13 protein-coding genes and 1 pseudogene are annotated in these 19,525 nt (G+C 63.0%); 3 read left to right on the plus strand and 11 right to left on the minus strand.

Features of this window, described 5'->3' with window-relative positions:
- Positions 1 to 13: 13 nt before the first annotated feature.
- Positions 14 to 856, plus strand: coding sequence for a GIY-YIG nuclease family protein (locus tag AC3A3W_RS08460; protein ID WP_487441895.1), 843 nt, complete (start codon positions 14 to 16; stop codon positions 854 to 856).
- Here the strand turns inward: AC3A3W_RS08460 and AC3A3W_RS08465 are convergent.
- Together AC3A3W_RS08465 and AC3A3W_RS08470 are read right to left on the minus strand one after the other, a co-directional pair.
- Positions 853 to 2,193 (minus strand): competence protein CoiA, encoded by a 1,341-nt coding sequence (locus AC3A3W_RS08465; protein WP_487441896.1) that lies wholly within the window; start codon positions 2,191 to 2,193, stop codon positions 853 to 855. The two genes, AC3A3W_RS08460 and AC3A3W_RS08465, sit on opposite strands and share 4 nt — an antisense overlap.
- 244 nt (positions 2,194 to 2,437) lie before the next feature.
- Entirely contained in the window at positions 2,438 to 3,157 is a 720-nt protein-coding gene (locus AC3A3W_RS08470) for a DUF6994 family protein (protein WP_487441898.1), read from the minus strand.
- A gap of 436 nt (positions 3,158 to 3,593) precedes the next feature.
- On the opposite strand from AC3A3W_RS08470, the gene AC3A3W_RS08475 reads away from it, so the two are divergent.
- Positions 3,594 to 4,307, plus strand: a complete 714-nt coding sequence (locus AC3A3W_RS08475; protein WP_487441899.1) for a DUF6308 family protein — start codon at positions 3,594 to 3,596, stop codon at positions 4,305 to 4,307.
- Positions 4,308 to 4,513: 206 nt separating this feature from the next.
- Here AC3A3W_RS08475 and AC3A3W_RS08480 read toward each other — a convergent pair whose 3' ends face one another.
- From AC3A3W_RS08480 to AC3A3W_RS08495, 4 genes and pseudogenes are all read right to left on the minus strand, one after another.
- Positions 4,514 to 5,311, minus strand: coding sequence for a hypothetical protein (locus AC3A3W_RS08480; RefSeq protein ID WP_487441901.1), 798 nt, complete (start codon positions 5,309 to 5,311; stop codon positions 4,514 to 4,516).
- Positions 5,308 to 6,171, minus strand: a complete 864-nt coding sequence (locus AC3A3W_RS08485; protein WP_487441903.1) for an ArsR/SmtB family transcription factor — start codon at positions 6,169 to 6,171, stop codon at positions 5,308 to 5,310. Before AC3A3W_RS08485 ends, AC3A3W_RS08480 begins: the two co-directional genes overlap by 4 nt.
- A gap of 1,231 nt (positions 6,172 to 7,402) precedes the next feature.
- Positions 7,403 to 9,703, minus strand: a complete 2,301-nt coding sequence (locus AC3A3W_RS08490; protein ID WP_487441956.1) for a zinc-ribbon domain-containing protein — start codon at positions 9,701 to 9,703, stop codon at positions 7,403 to 7,405.
- An 87-nt stretch (positions 9,704 to 9,790) separates the two neighbouring features.
- Positions 9,791 to 10,243, minus strand: a pseudogene (locus AC3A3W_RS08495) (zinc-ribbon domain-containing protein); the annotation flags it as partial.
- A 338-nt stretch (positions 10,244 to 10,581) separates the two neighbouring features.
- Here AC3A3W_RS08495 and AC3A3W_RS08500 point away from each other — a divergent pair.
- Positions 10,582 to 11,634, plus strand: coding sequence for a hypothetical protein (locus tag AC3A3W_RS08500; protein WP_487441904.1), 1,053 nt, complete (start codon positions 10,582 to 10,584; stop codon positions 11,632 to 11,634).
- Between the two features lie 36 nt (positions 11,635 to 11,670).
- Here AC3A3W_RS08500 and AC3A3W_RS08505 read toward each other — a convergent pair whose 3' ends face one another.
- From AC3A3W_RS08505 to AC3A3W_RS08525, 5 genes are all read right to left on the minus strand, one after another.
- Positions 11,671 to 12,435, minus strand: a complete 765-nt coding sequence (locus AC3A3W_RS08505) for a hypothetical protein (protein WP_487441905.1) — start codon at positions 12,433 to 12,435, stop codon at positions 11,671 to 11,673.
- Positions 12,436 to 12,444: 9 nt separating this feature from the next.
- A complete protein-coding gene (locus tag AC3A3W_RS08510) occupies positions 12,445 to 12,720 on the minus strand; it encodes a hypothetical protein (RefSeq protein ID WP_487441907.1) in 276 nt (91 codons plus the stop codon).
- Entirely contained in the window at positions 12,678 to 14,849 is a 2,172-nt protein-coding gene (locus AC3A3W_RS08515) for an exonuclease domain-containing protein (RefSeq protein ID WP_487441908.1), read from the minus strand. The genes AC3A3W_RS08510 and AC3A3W_RS08515 overlap by 43 nt, the downstream gene beginning before the upstream one ends.
- Positions 14,850 to 14,992: 143 nt before the next feature.
- Complete coding sequence (locus AC3A3W_RS08520) at positions 14,993 to 16,390, minus strand: hypothetical protein (RefSeq protein ID WP_487441909.1); 1,398 nt, start codon at positions 16,388 to 16,390, stop codon at positions 14,993 to 14,995.
- A gap of 2,158 nt (positions 16,391 to 18,548) precedes the next feature.
- Positions 18,549 to 19,433, minus strand: coding sequence for a DUF4238 domain-containing protein (locus AC3A3W_RS08525; RefSeq protein WP_487441911.1), 885 nt, complete (start codon positions 19,431 to 19,433; stop codon positions 18,549 to 18,551).
- Positions 19,434 to 19,525 lie beyond the last annotated feature (92 nt).

Below are 19,525 nucleotides of genomic sequence, written 5' to 3' on the forward strand. Positions count from 1 at the left end.
GCGAAGGCAGGGCATGGATAGCGGCAACTCGGGCGAACTGAGCCTCGGCGATCTCTTTCGGGCTTCCGGGCTGGCGCCAGGGGATGTGCAGGTCATCCGACACACGCTCAAACCGGACGGGCTGAAAGCCCGGGCGGACGCGATGGGACCTGGCCTGCTGCCGTACGTGCGCGAACAGGGCATCCGCAACAGCAAGCTGCCGGCGACGCCTCCAAGGTTCTGGCTGAACTTCCTCGCCACCACCGGCCGGCGCGCACGGTTCATCACCGCACACGAGAACCACGGCGAAGTGCTCGCCGAGCGCACTGACGATCGCCGGTTCTTCGACCTGAGGCCCACCCCGGTGTTCGCTGCCCTGGCCGACCGGCTGGTGATCGAGTGGACCAAGGACGCGGTGAACTGGGCCAAGACAGGTGACCAGGCCACCTCCATGACGGTTGTCGAGATCTCCGACCCGTCCAGCGTGCCGTTCCCGGGATTTGATTCGCTCCTGGTCAGCTTCGACGAACTCCAGGCCGTCATCAATGACGACCGCTACGAGCAATGGCAGACAGCCCTCCGCGCCGTGCAGGGCATCTACCTCATCGCCGACACCAGCAACGGCAGGATGTATGTGGGCAAGGCCGACGGCGCCGAGCGCTTCTATGGCCGCTGGAGCGAGTACGCCAGGAACGGCCACGGCGGCAACGTCGCGCTCCGGGAGCTGGCCGCCGCTGACGCCCGGCACCGGCAGCACTTCCAGTTCAGCATCCTGCAGGTCTTCTCGCCGAGCGCTCCGGCCGCCCAGGTTGATGCCGCCGAGGCCCATTTCAAACGGGCGCTCCTGACCCGGCAGTTCGGCATGAACCTGAACTAGGTCTGCGCCCGCCGGCAATAGTCACAACCCTGCTTCGGTGCCGAGTGGAGGCGGCACCGCAACGTGCCGGCCACGGCGGCCGGGCGTGGGGGAGTGACAGTCTGGACTGACCTAGGGGCGCTTGCTGCAGGTTCGGTCTTCACAGCCGAGGACGTCCCTGTCGGGCGCTGTGACGGAACTCCGATGGGGCTGCTGATGAGGGACCAGTTCTCGGGACGGATGCAGGAGATATAGAGCTGGCCCATGGTGCTGTCGCAGCCAGGGCAGACAAAGGCACTGTAGAGCCGGCCACTGGCCTTAGTGCGCCGCTTCTGGATGGTGGCCTTGGGAATGTCGGACTTGGCAGCCCTGATCCAGTTGTCGACGGCGCGGTGCACCTCGGGGTGGTTCTCCCATCGTTTTTCGCCGACCTCGGACTTCACCCGCAGGCCGGGCGCCCCGGCATATCCGCCCCTGGCCTTGATGCGCGCATCCCAGACCAGCATCGGCTCTTCGCAGTTCCAGCAGGGCGTGAGGCTTCCCCACACGTACGTGTCCGTCTGCGTCCTGATGAGGTGCTCGCCGAATGCCGTCTCAGGAGAGGCAGAGCGATCATTCATCTCCATGATGGCCTGCTCGATTGCTTCAAGCTTCTTGCGCTCAGCCTCTGCCTGCGCTGCTTCCTGCTCCGCCAGGGCCTTTTGCAGGGATGCTTGGTACTCCGGAGTGCCGGCCGTCCAGGACGGACCTCGACTGAGCAGGGAGGGCACGAAGTCCCCGAGGTTCTTCTGGGAGGGGACAAATTCCTGGTCGGCTGGCAGGGCCAGTAGTTCGGAAGGGTCCTCAGGGAGAGTGGATGATTTGCCGAATCCGGTGACCACCACTGGCACCTTGGTCTGTTGATACTCCAGCTGGCGGGGCACCAGCCAGACCGGGAAGATGCCGCTGTCGAAGTAACGCTGGGAACGGGAAAAGTATTTGTCCGGGGTCTGCGAGGAGAGCTGGACCTCGAAGGCGACACGTTTCGTGAGGTCGTCCGACTCGGCCAGGACGTCGATGATCCATTCCCGGGAGGGGTGCGGGTGCTCGATGATGGCATGCCAGCCGGGCACCTGGTCGATGCAGTTCTTCAGGGCTTCCTTCAGAGCCAGGTGCTGTGGTGACTCGCCGCCGTGATCGACCTTGCAGCCGGCCTTCCGGAGGTGCGCGAAGAACTTGGTGGTTCCGCCACGGGTCTTAGCCACGGCACGCACACCACATACGGGCATGACCATGCGCTTCCGGTCCTCAGACTCCTGCAGCTCGGACCAGGCCTCCTTGCTGTACATCGTAGCGTCGACCCGACTCCCATCGAGCATCGCGGTCAGCAGCAATGTTCCCCCCAAATCATGAGCCGGCCCCGGCCCCTGGGAGTGATTCGACCACAAGGGCCCGCCTGTCTGTCAATGGACAATCTGCGGCGGGCCGCCGACTCCCATGAACCACGTCCTGAACAGTGCGTAGCTCAGCCTGAGGTGAAGGGCCTGCAGAACCCGTCTGTCACCGTCGAATTAGCTGGCCCCACCCCGCTGCCGGGTAAGCAACGTCAGCGCGTACTGCATTTCAGCTGGGAGCCATGCAGGGTTCTGCGGCGATCCTGTCGTTGCGTGCGCTGATGAAGCTGTTGCTCTTGGCAAGGTACTTCAGGTATTCGGTCTCGTCCTGCGGGACGGCCGGGGTGTCGAAGTTTTTGAAGTCGTGCAAGAAGTCGATGGTTCCGTCATCGTTCAGAAGGTCCTGCAGCAAGAAGAAGTTGACGTACCCGTTGAAGTCGCAGAACAGGGCAAAGAATTTTTCGTACCTGAGCAGGACGTCTTCAAGGGGACTCCACTCCTGGCGGCCGTCGTAGTAACGGCGGATGCATTCGAGGGTCAGGTCGAAACGGTCAGCGATCTTGCTGTTGAAGCCGCGGGCCCCGTTGATGGTCATTTTCCCGGCGACTTTGTTTCCCGGGAACACGATGGAGCTTCCGATCGTGTAGCCGGGCCACGCTGGCAGGTCCTCCGGCGGGATGTTCCTGATGATGCGCCCTGCCCGCTTCTTGAGCCTGGTCGTGATGGCGTCGCTGGCCATGAAAAAGACACCATTCGAGGACCTGTGCACCAGGTAGGCGTTGGGTTCAGGCGCCAGGTCGAAACGCCCGATTCCGCAAGGCAGCTCTTTGTTCCACAGCTTCTGGTGGTAGTCCTTCAGGGTTGGGCTGTACTTGTCAGGGTCTTTCCCTCGGGCATCGGAGTTGAAGTCAAAGGTCGTGTCAATGCATTTCGGCTTCTCATGGTCCATCGGGTTTCCCCCTGCTCGTCTGGCTCCGCGGTCACGACATGCCAGGAGCGGCGGGCTGAGCCAGCGTAGCTGGTGGCCGGAGAATCCCGTTCCTGCGTCGCTCTGATTATCTCTGCGGGGCGCTGAGAATGCCGGTGGTTACGGATTTGCGACACGGTCTGGGGGCTGCGGGCGGACGGGTCACTCTGGCGTCTCAGGAACTATAGTTTGGTTGGCCTGTGCCGGGGATGAGCGAATACTGTCATTTGGCCGCTTAAAACCGTCTCATAAGTCGTCTCATAGGGGAGTCTCACAAGTCCTCAAGGGCTAGGTGAGATACCGTGCATCTTGGTTCACGAGGACACAACTTTCGGGTCAGCTTCACGCGCAACCCGGTACCAGTGGAGGGGAACCTTCATCATTTGTTGTCCGTCCAACGACGTGAGGGGAGCCTGTTATGCACGAAATTCTCGACGTGGAGCGCACGACAGACGCTGCACGCCTAGTTTGGCGTTACTACAGCCCACTCGATAGGACTGGCAGACCTCGAACTGGTGCGTACTTCGAGGACTGGGGAGGCGGAGGAGACCGACGCCAAATAGCGAATCAACTTACCGAGGAGGATTTCGTTGCGGTCTCCATGCTGGCCGTCAATGTACCCGCCGAGGCGGCCGTCGGCCTGAGGGCCCGTGCAGAAGACGTGCAAAGCCTGCTACAGCAGATCCCAACGCACCTTGATCTGACCATGCTTGACCGAGCAGAGTACGACGAGCACCTGGGTCCCGGAAGCGCCGGGACTAAACTGTGGGACCTTCTTCGGGGGAACGATGGGTACCGTTGGGATGTCGGTCATACCACGGCGAGCAAGATCATGGCCCGAAAGCGTCCCAAGCTGTTCCCCATTTTCGGCAGCTACGTGGGTCCGATGATGGGCCACGCTAACGCAAATGGCCAGTGGGAGACCTGGTGGCAGGCGTTCCAAGCCGACGGCAACAGCCTCGGCCCACGGTTAGACAGGATCTTGGAGCTTTCGGGCGTCCCCAACACACCGTCCCGCCTACGCGTGATGGACGTCGTGCTCTGGCTGCATGCGAAGGACCTTGACTGGGCTGCCGGCTCGGGCGTAGCTGACGCGGGCGGAACCTTCAAAGGCCGATCTAGTCGAAAGTGACAGCTCCACTGGAACACGTAACTGCCGGACGTCCGGCAGTTATATGTTCCAGTGGAGCCGAACGCGGCAGTTCTTCGGTTCAGGTATCGAATTCCTCGCCCATCGCTGAGGCGGGTGAGCATGGAGGCCGTTTACGGGGTAATCATGGTGCTTTCAACCAGGGTTCCCTATTTGTGCGGTCCCGGGGTGTCGCCTCACCAGAGCTGCTAGCGCGGTGCCGGAATGTGTTCCCGGATCAGCGCGGCCAGTCTGGCCGGGGATGATAGACCCTGCATCGGTTTGATGCGGTTGCGGCCGGCCAGATCAACAAGCTGATGCAACACCCTGGCAGCGTCCAGTCGCTGCCCCTTGGCAGCCAATCGTTCTTCCCCGTAGCCCCAGCTCGCTAGCGAATTCTTATGCAATTGGACGATCTCCAGCAGCGAAGAAATGTCGGCGAGGTCCTTGTCAGCCGTGCGCGACTTCCATGCAAGGGCTTTTAGAATCAAGGCCGCTTCAACGTCCGGCACTGGAACCGTGAAGGCCAGATCCTCCTTGTCTGCGCGGAGCAGGACCTTGACGTTGACCAAAAGAGGGGTTGCATTCAGGGCGAAACCGAGGCCTGGAATCGCATCGAAGCCGCGGCCGTTGACCTCTGTCGGCCCTGTCATCGGCCTGCCGACACCGTCGTGCGGGATTAGCAGGTCTACCTCGATGAGAGCCCCGTCCTCGTTCGTGCGAATGTAGTGGTTGCCCTTGATGGCCTCGTACCCGCGCTCCAGGAGCTCGTTGTGGAGGTCCTGCCCCGCAGCCACCGCTTCCCTGATGCCGGCGTCCGCGTCGGCAGTACTTCGTTCTGTTGCTGCAGGGGTGGGGTAGGCGTGGATGAGCAGCTGGACCATATGGCCACCGACAATGCGGTAGTCCGTGAGGGGGATCCCCTGGGACGCGTCCGCAACGTCGGCCAGTGCGCGGTAACCCAAGTCAGCGGCGTTGGACGTGGAGATGACGTTGATGGCCGTCATCGGGCTGCACCGGTGACGATGGCTTCGCGAAGATGCTCGGCAGCCTCTTCGCTGTCGACGGCGTCACCGGACAAAACATCACGGAGGGTCACGAGAGGGTCGGCCAACGGGAAGCTGCCATGGGAGTGCACAAGCAAAGCGGTCGCCCAAAGTGTCGGGTCCTCCGGCACGGTCGTGATCAGGGTGGCCTCCTCTCTGCTGGCCGGGCTGAATCCGGCGTCCGTGAAGTCTACGGCCTCACGTAGATAAAGGTGCACGGTGTCAGGCAGCCGCCAAGGAGCGTAGATGTCCGCGGCCGCGTCACCGGAGACTAACGGTGAAGCACCGATCTCTTCGGCGAACTTGGCTGCCGCCTCCGCCTGCTCGGCCGGGGACTTCAGGCTATACCAGTACGACGAAACGCCGCGGGGACCCGGGTAATGGTCCGCTACCCAGGACACGATGTCTCGAACGCTGTTCGCCTTCCAGCCCGACTGATCGCGCTCGACAAACGACGTGAGCACCTTGAGGTGCTTGTTCACTGCGGGCTGGCTGATGCCGACGACGGTCGCCAGTTCCTGCTGAGTCCACGGGCCGTCGGCGAGAGCGAAGGCGCGAAGCAACGCCCACCGGCCCCACGGCGTGCGTCCGTGGGTCTTCTCGGCGGCGGCTACAGGTTTCTCGCGGGGTTCCAGAGCCTGAACGCCTCCGATCATGACGGAAGCAGGGGCCACGGTTACGAGGTCGATCTTGTCCAAGGCCGCTGCATCGGAAAGCGCTGGGGTGGGGCGGGACGTGATGATGAGCGTCCGAACTTTGCGTTCGAGGATTACCTCCAGCTTGCTGGGTGTCGGGGGCGTGTCTGTAATCTGAACCTTCACCTCCCGTGTTCCGTGGTCCGGGAGGGTCAAAGAGAGCGCGTCCAAGTTGCCGCCGGAGATCCGAATACCGGCTTCTCGCAACAACAGCATTGCCTGAGACAGGATCATGTCCTGTTCCATCGTCGGGGCCTTCCTTTAGACCTAACCGGGGTTATGTGTCAAATAACCTTAGCCGCAATATGCCGACTTAAGTTATAACCCTTCAAACAAACTCTTGATCCAAGTATCTGGCCTCCCGTAATACCGTCCGACATAGAAGAGTTCAACAACGAAGGGACCGTATCTCGTTTCCCAAACCACCGGATCGTAAGCACCTTCGAAATCTGGCTCGTCATCCAAACACAGCATCGAACGATGCGGCCCATCTTGCCAGCTGGGCAATCTTGTTGCCGAGAGGGGCTCCGCCAACACCGCAGGGGGTCGGTGAACCGACCCCCTGCGGTCATCCCGTGTCCGAGCTTGGACAGGGCGCGGACAGGGAGGATCGCCGGAGAGCGTCCCCGTTCGAGCCGAGAGCCGCCAGCGCGAGATCACAGCCGGTCAGTGGATGAGCAGCGGCTTCCTCGCTGTCAGTGACGGCCTCCAGCACGGAAGTACCCGTACATAAGCGCCGCCACCAGCGAGCTGTTCAAAGATCAGCCCTGCAGTAAGGAACCTGTCGCCCGGAAGAAAATCGGGCTTGGCCGGAACGGGATGTGCGTTTAGAGACTCAGAGGCTAGGTAACGCGGGTAACAGGTAACGCTGCTACCACCGTCACCGACCGGGAAGGAGCTCGTCCAGCCACATGGGGGACTCCCACCACCCCCGCCCACGAAGGCTGCCATGAAGGCGACGCGTCCTAAAGATAACTTTCCCCACACGACAATTCCGGCGTCGATCCGCCTGACGGATCCACACAAGCAGACGTCCTAGACGACCATCTTCACCGGACGTGCCGTGAAGTATCGACAAGATTGCCGACTGGGTCCTCGAGGTCCGCTGGTGCTGGCCAGCGACCGAACATGGCCGCCGTACGCCGCCGCGGTGAGGCCGATCGGCAACGTTCTGGGTCGACCCGTTCACCGAGACGACGTTCCTGAACACGCTCTCCGCGATCGGCTCGTCGAGCTCCTCGTAAACGAAAGCTAGCCCCCGTCTGCCTTGCTCCAAAGGAAAACCCCGGCCGCTACAGTAGGCGGCCGGGGTCTTCCTTTCCACCAGCAGGCAGAGAGCTAAAGCCATCTAATCAGCTCACCACAGGGCCAGCTGGCCCTGTGGGGCAGTCGTACCAACTTTCTGGGCTGGCCGGTCCGTTGCCATGGCAGGTGTCGCTCCTGGCCGAGAGCCTCGAATGCTCCAACAATCCGGGCAGCCCGTAGGGTTTCTGCCCGTGCGGCAGTAGACGGCTGTTTGCCATACGTGGCCGTGCTCGCAGCGCCACCAGACCGTCTGGTTCGATTGGGGTTTCACCGACTCGGCTGCTCGTAATCCGTTCTTCGTCGGGTGCCACTGAGCGGCTACCTCAGGGAATACATCGGCTAATGAGTGGCCTGCCTTAGGTTTGGCCTGCTCCGCACCACGACGGGACCATCCGCAGGTGGGGCAACCGACGTTTTTGTGTTTCATGCGGTTGGAAATCACGGTTTCCCACTCATTGCTGCAGAGCGAGCATTGCCACCACACGCGCTGCTTGGAGCCAGGTTTAACCTCCCCTGCAGTCTGTGGGGCGTTCTTTGTGGGGTGCCATTCGGCTGCAATCTCAGGGTGAAGGTCGGCAAGAGAGTGGCCTTGCTCGGGAAGCGCGAGTCGTATGCGTACACAGTCTGAACATCCCACGGAGTCCGTCCGAGTGCGCCCGTTGATGTTGGCTTCCCACTCCTTCCCGCACATCGAGCAGCGCCACCAGGCTTTGGCATTGCGGCCGTTGGATACGTCAAAGGGAGTGAGGCCGCCGTTGAGCTCTGGGTGCCATTCAGCAGCAGTCTTGGGGCTCTTCTCGGCCAGCGATTCTCCTGGTCCGGGTGGACGCGGCAGCCCGGAAGAGCTTGGGCGGGGACGGTTGACGCGGCCCTGGGCGAGGGCGATTTCGGCTTCATCAAAGGCCCGAGCGACGCCTTCGGCGCGGTAGACCCCGATTCTCTCACTGAGAATTGCCAGGCGCTCGTGAGCGGGGTGATTGCCAGGAGCATTTTCTGCGGCAGCAAGTATGCGCTCCAGTACCGAAGCGGTCATCCGGAAAGTGTCCGGGTCTTTCGCCTCACCGGCCACGTCCCAGGGACCGACCATCGGCAGTGGTGCCTGTCGGACGCGCACGACAAGCCACCCGTCCGAAATCAAGTCCTGCGTCTTCCTGACGTCTCGCTCCAGGCTCTCGTCGTGCCAGAAGCTACCGTCATATTCGACGATGATCCGCAGCCCTGCGCAAATCACGTCAACGTGCCAGGCGTGGCTGGACGTCCGCACCTCGGTGTCCCCCATAACCGGTAATGGCAGCACGTGGCCAAGTTCGTACTGCAGTGCGACCTCGGGAAGTGAACGGCGCCATCCAGACCAGCACTGCGGACACCCGGTACCCAACCCGCGCCGGGAGTGGACGGTGGTTTGCCACGAGTGCCCCTGCTCGCAAAGCCACCAGAACTTGGCAGCACGACCAGTGGTGACCTCTGAAGGCTTGGTTGGATGGTTTTTCTCGTAATCCCATTCGGCAGCCAAATCAGGGGAGATTGAGGCCAGATCGTTGCCGTACCCAACCCTGTGACCTGAGCAGAACGGGCAGCCGGTACCATTGCCTGTCCGGTTTGAGGGCATGCTGTCGTAGTCGTGCCCGGCCGGGCACCGCCACCATATCTTCACTGCAGACCGCGGCATGACGCGCTCGGGAGTCAGTTCGCCGTTCAGCGTGGGGTGCCACTCGCAGGCGATTTCCGGAAAGCGCGCGGCCAGCGAGCTGCAGTGCGGACATCCGGAGCCGTTTCCCCGTGCTCGCGTGTAGGGAGCGCTCTCCCACTCATGGCCGTCTTCACACTGCCACCAGCGCGGGATGTTGGACATGGCAGCGACGTCCTCCGGGAGTAGCTGGCCATTTTTGGAAGGATGCCAGGTTGCAGCCACTGCCGGGGCGACTTCGGCCAGCGACCGCCCTGGCCGCGGACGGGATGACTCGGCAATCCGCGCTTTCCTGTGACACTGCTGGCATCCCGTCCCAGAGACGGTGCGTCGGTTGACGGTCGTCTCCCATGAGTGGCCGCAGACGGCACACCGCCACCAGGCACGCTGGCCGGACGTGGCGACCACATCCGGCGTGCGTCCGTTGAGCTCGGGGTCCCACTCCGCCGCGATTAGTGGGTAGAGCGTCTCCAAGCTGTTGGTCACCGAGAGCTCACGTCCTGCACAGAACGGGCATCCCCCGATGCTTGAGCCGAAAACGGTCGCGGCCCGGGCCTCGTACAAGTGGTCGGGGCCAGCCGGGCAACGCCAGCGTCGGACCTTTTTCGAGCGGGCGGCGACCTCTTCGGCACGCAGCTCGTTGTCCGGATCGTAGCGCTCTGCCATGTGGGGTACGTCGGCGACCGTGGTCTGTGGTTCCCTGCCCCAGGAGGTTCCTGGCAGCCGCTCCGAGTTCTTCAGCCTGGAGCACCTGGGACACCCGGACCCCTTTTGCGCGCGGCGGCCGACTCTTGACGTCCATTCGTGGCTGCACTCGGCGCAGCGCCACCATACTGTCTTCGAGGATGTGGAGACTACGGCCGGGGGTCCGCCATTAAGGTCGGACGCCCATTCGGCGGCGATCTCGGGGTAGAGCACGTCCAAGCGGTTGGTGACTGACAGCTCACGTCCGGTGCAGAAGGGGCAGGCGGTATACGAGGAGTTGAACGCGGCATAGGCCTTGGCCTCGTACACGTGGTCGGGGCCGGCAGGACACCGCCAGCGGCAGACTATGTCGGACTGGACTCCCACAGCGCCGGCGGGCAACTCGTTGGAGGGTTCGTAACAGTCAAGCATCCGCGGAACGTCAGCGACTGTGATCTCTGGCGGGCGACCGGTCCGGCAGGGTTGGATCGCAGTTCGGCCTGACGCGGCTGCAGCCGACATGCTTTCCTCCTGGGCGGTGTCGCGGACAATCTCACGTCAGGATATGCATTACCGGAGGAATCGGGCGGTAATCACGCGCCGCCGGCTATGGAAGGGCGGTATGGTTTCCTTCGGGACGAACTGAGTCGGTGCGTAAGTGGCTTCCTCAACCAGACCTGAGGTTGTCCGCGGTCGGGGCGAACCGCCGCAGGGCCCTGGTTTTACGAATCGCGGATTCCCATCAATGGCTTCCGTGGCGTTCAGCCATCAATGTTGCGCTGCAACATCACATCCGGATGGGGCTGTACCCCTTGGCCGGGGATACTCTTGCTCGCGTACACCGCAGAGGAAGCAGGAGCATGGACGACGGGATCTCGCCGCAGGGGCAGATGGAGCTACGGCTTCAAGCCATTCAGGACACCAGCCTGACGGACCTGAAGGTGGACTACGACGGCACGGTTACGGCCAAGTATTGCTACTCCGACACGCACTACTACGCGTTCAAGGTGTCCCCGTACGGCGACATCGGCGTCCCTGAATTCTCCTGGCACGAAGTCACCGTCGGGGACTTCGACATCTACACCCGCAGCCGCGAGCACCGTGGGCCCTCCCGGACGCTCTCCGATCTGCTGTCCATGGATAGCCAGGAAGGCATCCTCAGGAACTATTGGGGCGAGCATGTGAGTGCGCTGATGGGCCTCCACGAGGTCGCTGCAGCGACCATCCAGGAGGCCATTGACCAGGCGGTAAGCGAGGCCTCCCACGCAACGGCCGAAGGCCTCACCAAGTGGTCTCAGAAGCCCGCATCGCCGCCACCCACACCGGATGTCGATGAGTGCTTCGAGGCGTTTCGGACCGCCTGCCAGCAGCGCGCCCCGTACTGTGATGGCATGCAGTTGGACTGGGGCCACGACCTCGATGGAGTGCCGGGAGTGGCTTTCGCTCTGGCGCCCGGGACCCCGGAACAGATCCTGTACGAGGCGGATCCCACGCGCTCGAAGCAGTTCGATCTAAACGGAATCCGGACCGCCGGGTACTGCCTGGAGCAGGACCTGCTCGAGCAGTTTCCCGATGATTCCTGGGCACGCCTGGGGGCCCGCAACGCGGCCCGGGACCTGGTGGCCATCCAGGACGCCGGCTACAGGCTGATGCAGGCCCAACGGCAGACCAGCCTGCAGGACATCGACCAGGAAAAACGAGAACGCCTGCTTTGGGCGGCGAAGAGCGGCGAGCCACTGAGCAACGAACTCTTCAGTTGGGAGAAGTACGCGGCTGAGTGGCTGGAGGGTGACCTGGTGGACCTTTTCGAGCAGGTCAAGGAGTACCTGAACAGCCTCCACCCGAAGCGCAGGCCCAAGGCCAGGCGCGGCCCCAAGCCGGGGACGCCGGGCGCCCTGGCTGCAAAGGCATAGGAAAGGCCCCGCCACAGTGGGGCCTTTCTGGTGGACCTAGTCCTCGTTGCTGGCTTCGGGCAGGTCCTCAATGGACAGGCCGCCGTCTATCAGGCGGGAGACGGCGATTGGGATGCCGGTGATCTTGCCCTTCCGCCACGGTGCCAAGGGTGTCCCGCGCCCGTTCTTGATCCGGGTGATGAAGGGCGGGTTCAGGTTCTCATCCCACACGCTGGACCAGGCAGCCGTCGGTCCCTGGCCGAACTGGATCAGGGCCCGGTACGCCTTCTGTGCGGCGCTGAACGCGGTCTCCGAGGAGAACAGCACCACTTTCTGGGGTTCCCGGTTGTGGTCCTTGACAGTCACGACCGTGCCGATGTTCGTGCCGGACGGGCGCAGGCTCCCGTCTCCGCCGCCGACGACGACCCAGCCGAGCCGGTTGTTGACCATCGCTTCGGACTGCTCGGTGCCTTCGATCGGCGGCCGGGACGGGTCATCGCCGGAGATCACGTGGGCGGCACCGGATGCCAGGAGCGCCGCCAGCGCCTTGACCAGGGAGATGCCGGGGGCGGCCTGCTGGTTCTCGGCGTAGGCGTTGGTGACCAGCTGGATCACGGACATGGACATCTCGCCTTCGACGCCGAACTGGTCGGCGAAGTCGTCGCCCATGTCCAGCTCGCGGGCCAGGTTCTCCAGGATGAAGAAGGTCAGCATGACGTCGGCGGCCAAGGCCGAGGTCCGCTCCAGCGACCCCGACGCGGCACCCATTTCCTTCATCAGGTCACTGACCTGGTCCTTGAGCTGTGAGCGGGCTCCCTCCATCGCTGACACCTACGCTGCCCAGCCGCCGGGGTGGGTCGTGGCCACGAAGCGGATGTACTTGATCAGCTGGGAGGTGAACCGGGCCGGCGTGCCGGTGCGGGAGGAGATCTCGTTGAGCTTGCCCTTGCCGACGTACAGCGGGATGAGCCGCTCCTTGGCCGACGGGGTGCTGAGCTCGTTTTCGGCCGTCATGATCAGCTGGGTCATCGGCTTGTTGGAGTTCTTCATCGTCATGTCAGCGTTCATGCGCAGCTTCGTGGCGTTGTTGAAGATGGCGGGGTCCACTGCTTCATGAAGTGAGCGAAATGAGCCAGTGGTCCTGGGTCGATGCGCCGACGTGCGCGGGTGACGGCGACGTAGGCCAGGCGCTTCTCGTCCGCCAAATGTTCCTGGTCACCGGACAACGCGGCCCGGGCAAGGAAGACTGCGAAGTCGCCAGCGATCCGCACCGTGTCCCATTCGAGGCCCTTAGCCTTATGGGCGGTCGATACGACAGCCCCGTCCTTTGACCAAAGGGACGCGACGGTGATGGCATTGTCCAGCTCGGGGATGCCGTACTCCTCGATGAGCCTGGCCCACGTGACCAGCTCATGTGCGCTGGAATCGTGACGGACGTGCTCTTTGACCTCGTCCCATGAGCTGAACGCTCTGAGCATCGAATGGCTGGCCCTGCGTCCTTCCTTCAGGTCTGCAGCTGCCCGCAGCAAAGCCAGGATGGATTGGTGGTCCGCCCTCAAAGTCAACCTGCGGCCGAGTCGTTGAAAGCTCATAAGTTGCTCAACGGCGACAGAGTTGGTCCGTGTGAGTACCGCATCGGGGTGTTCACAATGGCCGACGGCCGTGGCCTGCAGCGGGGCGGCGTGGACCATGTGGCGTGCGTTCAGTGCACGGAGCCAGCCGTTGGCGATGACCGCTGCGCCCTCGCCGAACCGCCAGGACGTTGTCAACGGCAGAGTGTGCGCGGCCGGGATGGTGGCCAGCGCGTCCTTGCCGCCGGCGAAACCGTAGATGGACTGGTTGGGGTCCCCAACGAAGACCTTCTTCAGGTGCCGCTGGGCCTGAATGACTGCTGCGACGGCGGGGCTCAGGTCCTGGGCTTCATCAACGAAGAGGATCTCACCTCTGGCTCCCAGCACCGGATCGCCCAGCAGCCACCTCTTCAGATAGTGGTCGTGCAGGATGGGCATGTCGCTGACGCCCTCGTCCAGGATGTTGGCCCAGTGCTCTTCGGCCATCAGCAGGACCAGCGGCACCAGAGCTGGACGAAGACTGGCTGCTGCCTGACCGGTGCTGACGTGGCGGGCCAGGAGTTTCCGGTTCGGGCTATGGCAGAACTTGATGACAGTGTCGACGGCCATCTTGGTAATGTCGTGCGGCGTCACTGCGCGGGCAATTTCGGGGCTGCCGAACGCTTCGATGAATCCGGGCTCCGTCGCGCCGAGGCGGCCGGCAGTCACGCGGATGGGCTCAACTCCCAGACGCAGCCGGCTGAGCCAGGCAGACTTGCCCTCCCCGATGAGGTCGGCGTGGGCGAACGCGTGGATGGTCGTGGCGGACACGTTGCTGGCGAATTTTCCCCGGGCCTCAACCGCGGTCGCCTTGTTGAACGTGAGGTAGATGATTTTCGATTTCGTGGAGTTGGCGAGCAACTGCAGGGTGGTGGTCTTCCCGGTTCCCGCGCCGGCAAGAATCTTGATGTCACCCTGGCCGAAGAACGCCTCCAGGATGGCGTCCTGTTCCTGGCTGGGCTTCCACCGGGGTTTGTAACCCTGCCGGACCGCGGCGAGCCGTGTCGGCGCTGAGGTGGTCGTAGTCGTGGTCGTGGTCGTGGTCTTCTTCGACGATGGGGTCCGGAGCGCGGGAGCACCCGAAGCGACCAGTTTCAGGAGCTTGAACGCGAGGTGAGCACCGACCCTGGCATCCGGTAAGGCGCGGTGGGAGGAGTCCTGCCTGATGCCGAAGTGTTCAGCCAGTGTGGCCAGCTTGTGGTTCGTTCCGGTGCTGACGAACCTGCGGGCAGCGGAGTAGGTGCAGAAGCCCACGTTGTCGCCGGGCTCCATCAGCGCCCGTTCAAGTTCAAACCCAAGGAACCTGTTTTCGAACGGGAGATTGTGTGCGACGACGACCCGGTCGCCAACGAAATCCATGAGCTGCCGGAGAACGGCATCGATGGGTGCTGCTGATTCCACCTCGCGCTGGCTGATGCCGTGAATGAACTCCGCCCCATGGAGGTAGCCGTGACCGGGGAAGGCCAGGCTGGAGAATTCGCGGGTCAGCTGTCCTTTGCTGTTGAAGCGGACGGCACCGACTTCGATGACTCGGCTGTGACGGGTGCTGATCCCGGTTGTTTCAAGATCCACGCAGACGAATTCGCGTTTGCCGTGCAGCATGGCAGCAGCCTCTTCGATGAGCATGCTCCTGCAAAACACCTGGCCCCCAGTTCCTCGGTGTCCCCAGAGTAGCTGGAGGCTCCGGCGTTGAACGGGAATTGGGGAGGATCCTGTGTCAATCTTGAGGCGCCTTGGGCGTCCTCATCTCTAAGCGGACAGAGACCGTCTCACCATTCGATGCGGAGACGGCGCGGAAGTTTGGCGTCGCCGCCGTTGCCGATGGCTGCTCCTAGTGGCCGGCCTTTGGTCAGGTGCGGCTTGGCCGGCGCCGGGTGCGGGACGTCGGCCTGTGCCCGGTCCATGGGGGATCCGATGAGTGCGGTGTGGTCTCCCTTGCGCAGCCAGTGCGGGGTGGCGGCGAGCAGCTTTGAGTTTTCCAGAACAGCGGTCGCGTCGAACGTGTGCCACGGGGAGAAGGCGTAATCCATGAGCATCCCGCGGCGCGCCCACCGGTCAGGGCCGGTGGCGTCGTTGATGGCGAAGTCGGCTTCGAGGTTGAAGAACGCTTCGCTCATCAGGTGCCGGTCCGGGAACCATTCCTCCCAATGGGCGATGCCGATCCGCGCCGCCGGTGAGTCCTGGCCTCGGCCTGGGAATTCGCGAAGGACCTTGGAGAGGATCCGGTAGATCTCGTGGCGGGGGTCGGTCCCGGTGTGGCTGGAGCGGTCCGGGTGCGGGGCGGCGATGAACACCACGGTCAAACCGGATGTCTCAAGAGGGCGTTCGGAAATCACCTGAGCCCAGCGGCGGACCTTGTTTTCGAAGGAGGTGGACGCGGTAGCAGTCAGCTCGAAGGCGATGCGCATCCCGTCGTGCCGGATGATGGTGCCGTCGGCGCGGCGGCCGTCCGGGCGGGCGAGCTTCTTGCCGAGGCCGGAGCCGGCGAGCAGATCGATGGATGAGAGTTTCTCGCCCAGGACTGTTCCGATGTCGAGGTACTCGGCGGCGCGCAGGCCCAGCTCAGTGGAGAGGATGTTGTGTCGGTCGTAGTGACCTCCGGTGGACCAGGACGTGCCGGCGGTGACGCTCAGCCATTCCGGACTGGTGAGGGTCGGCTCGATGACTTTGCTGAACGCCTCGGAGTTCGCGGTACGGAAGACGACGCTGCTGTCCATCGCGGGGTTGGGGCGGAGCCGGTTGGCGTAGATGCCGATGTCGATCAGGTCCAGGGAGAACGACGCGGCCATGGAGGAGTAGTTGGGGTCCAGGAAATACCGACAACCGGTGAAGGCGGCCAGCTGTTCCGCGGACGCAGTCCGCCAGGAATCTAGGACGCCCCATGCCGCGAGCCGGTCCGTGCGGCCGCGGTTGGACGTGACGATGCGCAGTGCGTTATCTGCACCCAGGAGCAGCTTCGCGTTGACAGGGCTGAGGCCCAGGTCTCTGTGGTGCCTGGCCATTGGACCGGTGATCCAGTTCGCCTGCGAACCGGGTGCCCAGAGCCGGTCCCAGTACGGGTCCCGGCGCTTGTGCATGGCGAGGTCGTCGTTGAGGTTTGCTGACGGCATCATCTCAGCGTGGATGCCGTCTGCAACGATGCGACGTTCGGGCGTAGCGGTTTCCAAGGGAGTGCTCCTGCGGGTTTTGAGGTGTAGCCCTGCGCTGCTGCGTAGGTGAAGAAGTCAGCTTCGAGGTGGGGAGTTGGATGATGAAACGCGGATCGTCGGCGCCGTTCCACCTCGGAGGTTGTGGGGTTTGTGTCGATGCCGCCGGCTCGTGCCAGGCGAAAAATGTGCTGCTCCATGCCCTGGAACATGCGTAGTTTCTCAGGGGACAGGCCTACAGACCCGGCTAGGCGGATTTGGGGCTTTTCACAGCCCGGTCTCAGCTGGCCATCGCCCTAAATCGCCCCAAGCCCGGATTCGACCGCCGTGACCCTTCTTGCCTATAGAACATATGTACGGCTGCGAACATGTCAGACCGCCATGCGCAAGCGATCCGGTGTCTCCAAGACGGGTCCCGTAGCTCTTCCGCTGGTACTTCTTCTGTGTGCGGCTGCCCCGCAGATGCGACGGCCCTTTCCAGAACTTTCTCCCAAAAACTTTTGGGTGGTCCCATGCTCGGCGCATGTCACCGCTGGTGTCGCCTGCAGCGGTCCTTTTAATGGCCTGCGGCCGGCAGTGGGTGCCACTTGGGGTTGGTTGTTGGACGCCAGTTGTTGTGGCGGGGTTTGGCCTGCGGCCGGCGGTGAGTGTGCGGCGCAGTTTGTGCGTTGGTGGGAGAAGGTGTGTGGTGTTGGGGCTTCGCCCCGGTGGTGGGGTAGCTGATGATGTGGGCTGGGGGCCTTGTTGGATGCCTGCGGCGCGGGAGGTGGGGCGTCGCGTTTTCCGGATCGGTGCAGCGCGCTGCGAGACGAATTGCTAGGCAATACCTGTCTGCCTGGACGAATCGCAACGCCTCTCCGGTTCTTCGCGCCGATGCCACCTGCGCGGAGCGCGCGATGTCCAGTCCGTGGAGCATGTCGCTGTCATTCCGTCCACGGAACGGCGGCGCAGCCAGACGTGAATAAACCCCCGTCTGCCCCGGACCGTTGCTGCGCGAAGCTCCGGACCGCAGAGAAACTCATCGCAAACCACACAGGGCGATGCACCGCTTACGGCCCGCCGCAGGCGACACCGCCCCCAGCACAAGAGACCGAAGGAGGGACCACCGGCCGGGGCGAAGCCCCCGAGAAACACATCGAAGACCTGACGGAGAACCAGAAGCAGGGGGCGCAGCCCCCAGGGAGAACACAACGAGCATCGGCATGAACCACGAGTCGGAAGACGAACCGGGGACGGCCCGCCGCAGGCGACACCAACGGTGAAACAAGAACCAGCGGCGACAACCCACCGGCCCGGGGCTCAGCCCCGAGATCATCATGATGATCTACATGACGGTGAAGCACCCGACGGCGACAACGGGGACGACGCAGCCTCCGCGCAGCGGAGACACCACGCCGAAGGCCGCGCAGCGGCCAGGAAACGATTCGAGGAACGAGCCGGGAGGCGAGCAGGAAAAACGAAACGGGCCGCGCGCAGCGCGGACGCGGAGCGCAGCGCGGCACGAGAAACACAACGACAGCCAAGACGCTCACGCGGCGAAAAGCATGCCGCGGAGCGCGCGCAGCGCGCGAGCAGCCGGCCGCAGGCCAGGAAACAAAAAGAAGATCAGGACGCGGGGAAACGAAACGGACAACGAGGCGATGAGCGAATCGGAAAACACGACGGGGCGAGGGGCGAAGCCCCGAGTCCTCTTAATATGCCCAACCGACAGCTGCCACCACCGTTTGCTCGACGGTCCTTCGGATTTTTTCACACTGGGTCCACGGCTACCGCCGTGCCAACACAGCGCCACCTATCGGCGGCGCGGGCAACGGTCTTCAGAATCGGCTAGTAACGGCGGTACGGGTACGGCCGGTAGGGAGATGGTCCTTGAGATCGAACACCCTATTCCTTTGAAGCTCCCAGTAGATGCTGCCCGCGCTAAGCTCCAAGTCTCGACTAGCGGCGTCCCGCGCAAAGTCCGGAAGTCGGTTCGAGTCGAATCCACGATTATAGGCGTCGATTCCGTCCAGGAACTCGCGGCAAAGTTCACCGGCGGCGACGCGACCGACGAGTCTATGGCGGCCACGATTACGTCGTGGGCATGGAGAGACAGGTCTGTGTGCCCGTCGTCGTGATGCCCCGCCCTGCACTCGACTGCGGCCTACGTCAGGCCTGTACTGGTGAACCCGTCGAGGACTTACTGTCTCCACCTTCCTGGCCGATATTCCTGAACCATTCGATTAAGGCCGCTGCCTGGTCGGTAATAGACCTGTTTTTGGGCTTGGGCAACCTGACTACGGTTCAGCCAGAGGGCTTCATCCGGACCAACGGGTACTATCGGCTCATCAATCCCGTCCGGGTAGACAAAAGCCACGCTGTACGGACTGAGCGGCATCGCGATGAAGGCAGCTTCGAACAACGGTGACCTACTCGAAGGCTCCATACCGCGCGCTACAGAGACGGCCGGGCAGTCTCCCAGCAACAGTTCGGCCTCTCCCATCAGGGGGCGCACCATAAGGCGGAACGCGGACAGGCTGGTACGGGTGACCTCGAAGTACCTCAGGACATCATCACGAAAGACTTTGCCCGTTGCTTCCTCGTCGCGGACAGCATTGATAATCTCGTCGGCGATCTCAGCGTGAATGCTCGATGCGAAGTCGAGATGCAGGCCGCTGTACTTGGCTCTCGCCAGTCGTGCCAGGTTCGCTTTGTTGCTTCGAACCTTCAGCTCAGCATTCACGAGAGCCTTTGAGTGACCGGCAGAGGTGGCTAGACTGCGTGCGAAATGGAGCGCCACGAGGTCTTTGACTACTCTCTCGGTCGATTGCGACAGCCGTCCTGATTGCTGGTCGACTTCTGAGAGTGCTGGCCTGATCAGCTCTTCAACCTCCCGCCACACCGTTTCGATGGCATCCGGCTCGTGTTTTACGAAGTTCATCTCGAAGCCAATGGCCTTTGAAGTCCGGAGGTTTGATACTCCATACCTAAGGTCGAAAGCGGTGATGAACCCGTCCGGGGACGTGAACCGGTTCAAGAGCGCTTGCGAGACCACGTGCTGCCTCTTCGTGGGGTTGTTTGACACGACACAAGGATGCCATGCTGCGGCGTCGCAGGTCAGGTCGTGTACTGAACCGTCCCGGGTTTGATGCCGCTATCTTCTGTTGAGAAAGATAG

The sequence above is a fragment of the Arthrobacter sp. Soil_N43 genome (assembly GCF_057655195.1).

Excerpts from the sequence above, each read along its gene's own strand:
- AC3A3W_RS08490 (WP_487441956.1), bottom strand. The coding sequence starts at position 9,703 with ATGGCAGAGCGCTACGATCCGGACAACGAGCTGCGTGCCGAAGAGGTC.
- AC3A3W_RS08460 (WP_487441895.1), top strand. The coding sequence starts at position 14 with ATGGATAGCGGCAACTCGGGCGAACTGAGCCTCGGCGATCTCTTTCGG.
- AC3A3W_RS08500 (WP_487441904.1), top strand. The coding sequence starts at position 10,582 with ATGGACGACGGGATCTCGCCGCAGGGGCAGATGGAGCTACGGCTTCAA.
- AC3A3W_RS08480 (WP_487441901.1), bottom strand. The coding sequence starts at position 5,311 with ATGACGGCCATCAACGTCATCTCCACGTCCAACGCCGCTGACTTGGGT.
- AC3A3W_RS08475 (WP_487441899.1), top strand. The coding sequence starts at position 3,594 with ATGCACGAAATTCTCGACGTGGAGCGCACGACAGACGCTGCACGCCTA.
- AC3A3W_RS08505 (WP_487441905.1), bottom strand. The coding sequence starts at position 12,435 with ATGGAGGGAGCCCGCTCACAGCTCAAGGACCAGGTCAGTGACCTGATG.
- AC3A3W_RS08465 (WP_487441896.1), bottom strand. The coding sequence starts at position 2,193 with ATGCTCGATGGGAGTCGGGTCGACGCTACGATGTACAGCAAGGAGGCC.
- AC3A3W_RS08470 (WP_487441898.1), bottom strand. The coding sequence starts at position 3,157 with ATGGACCATGAGAAGCCGAAATGCATTGACACGACCTTTGACTTCAAC.
- AC3A3W_RS08515 (WP_487441908.1), bottom strand. The coding sequence starts at position 14,849 with ATGCTCATCGAAGAGGCTGCTGCCATGCTGCACGGCAAACGCGAATTC.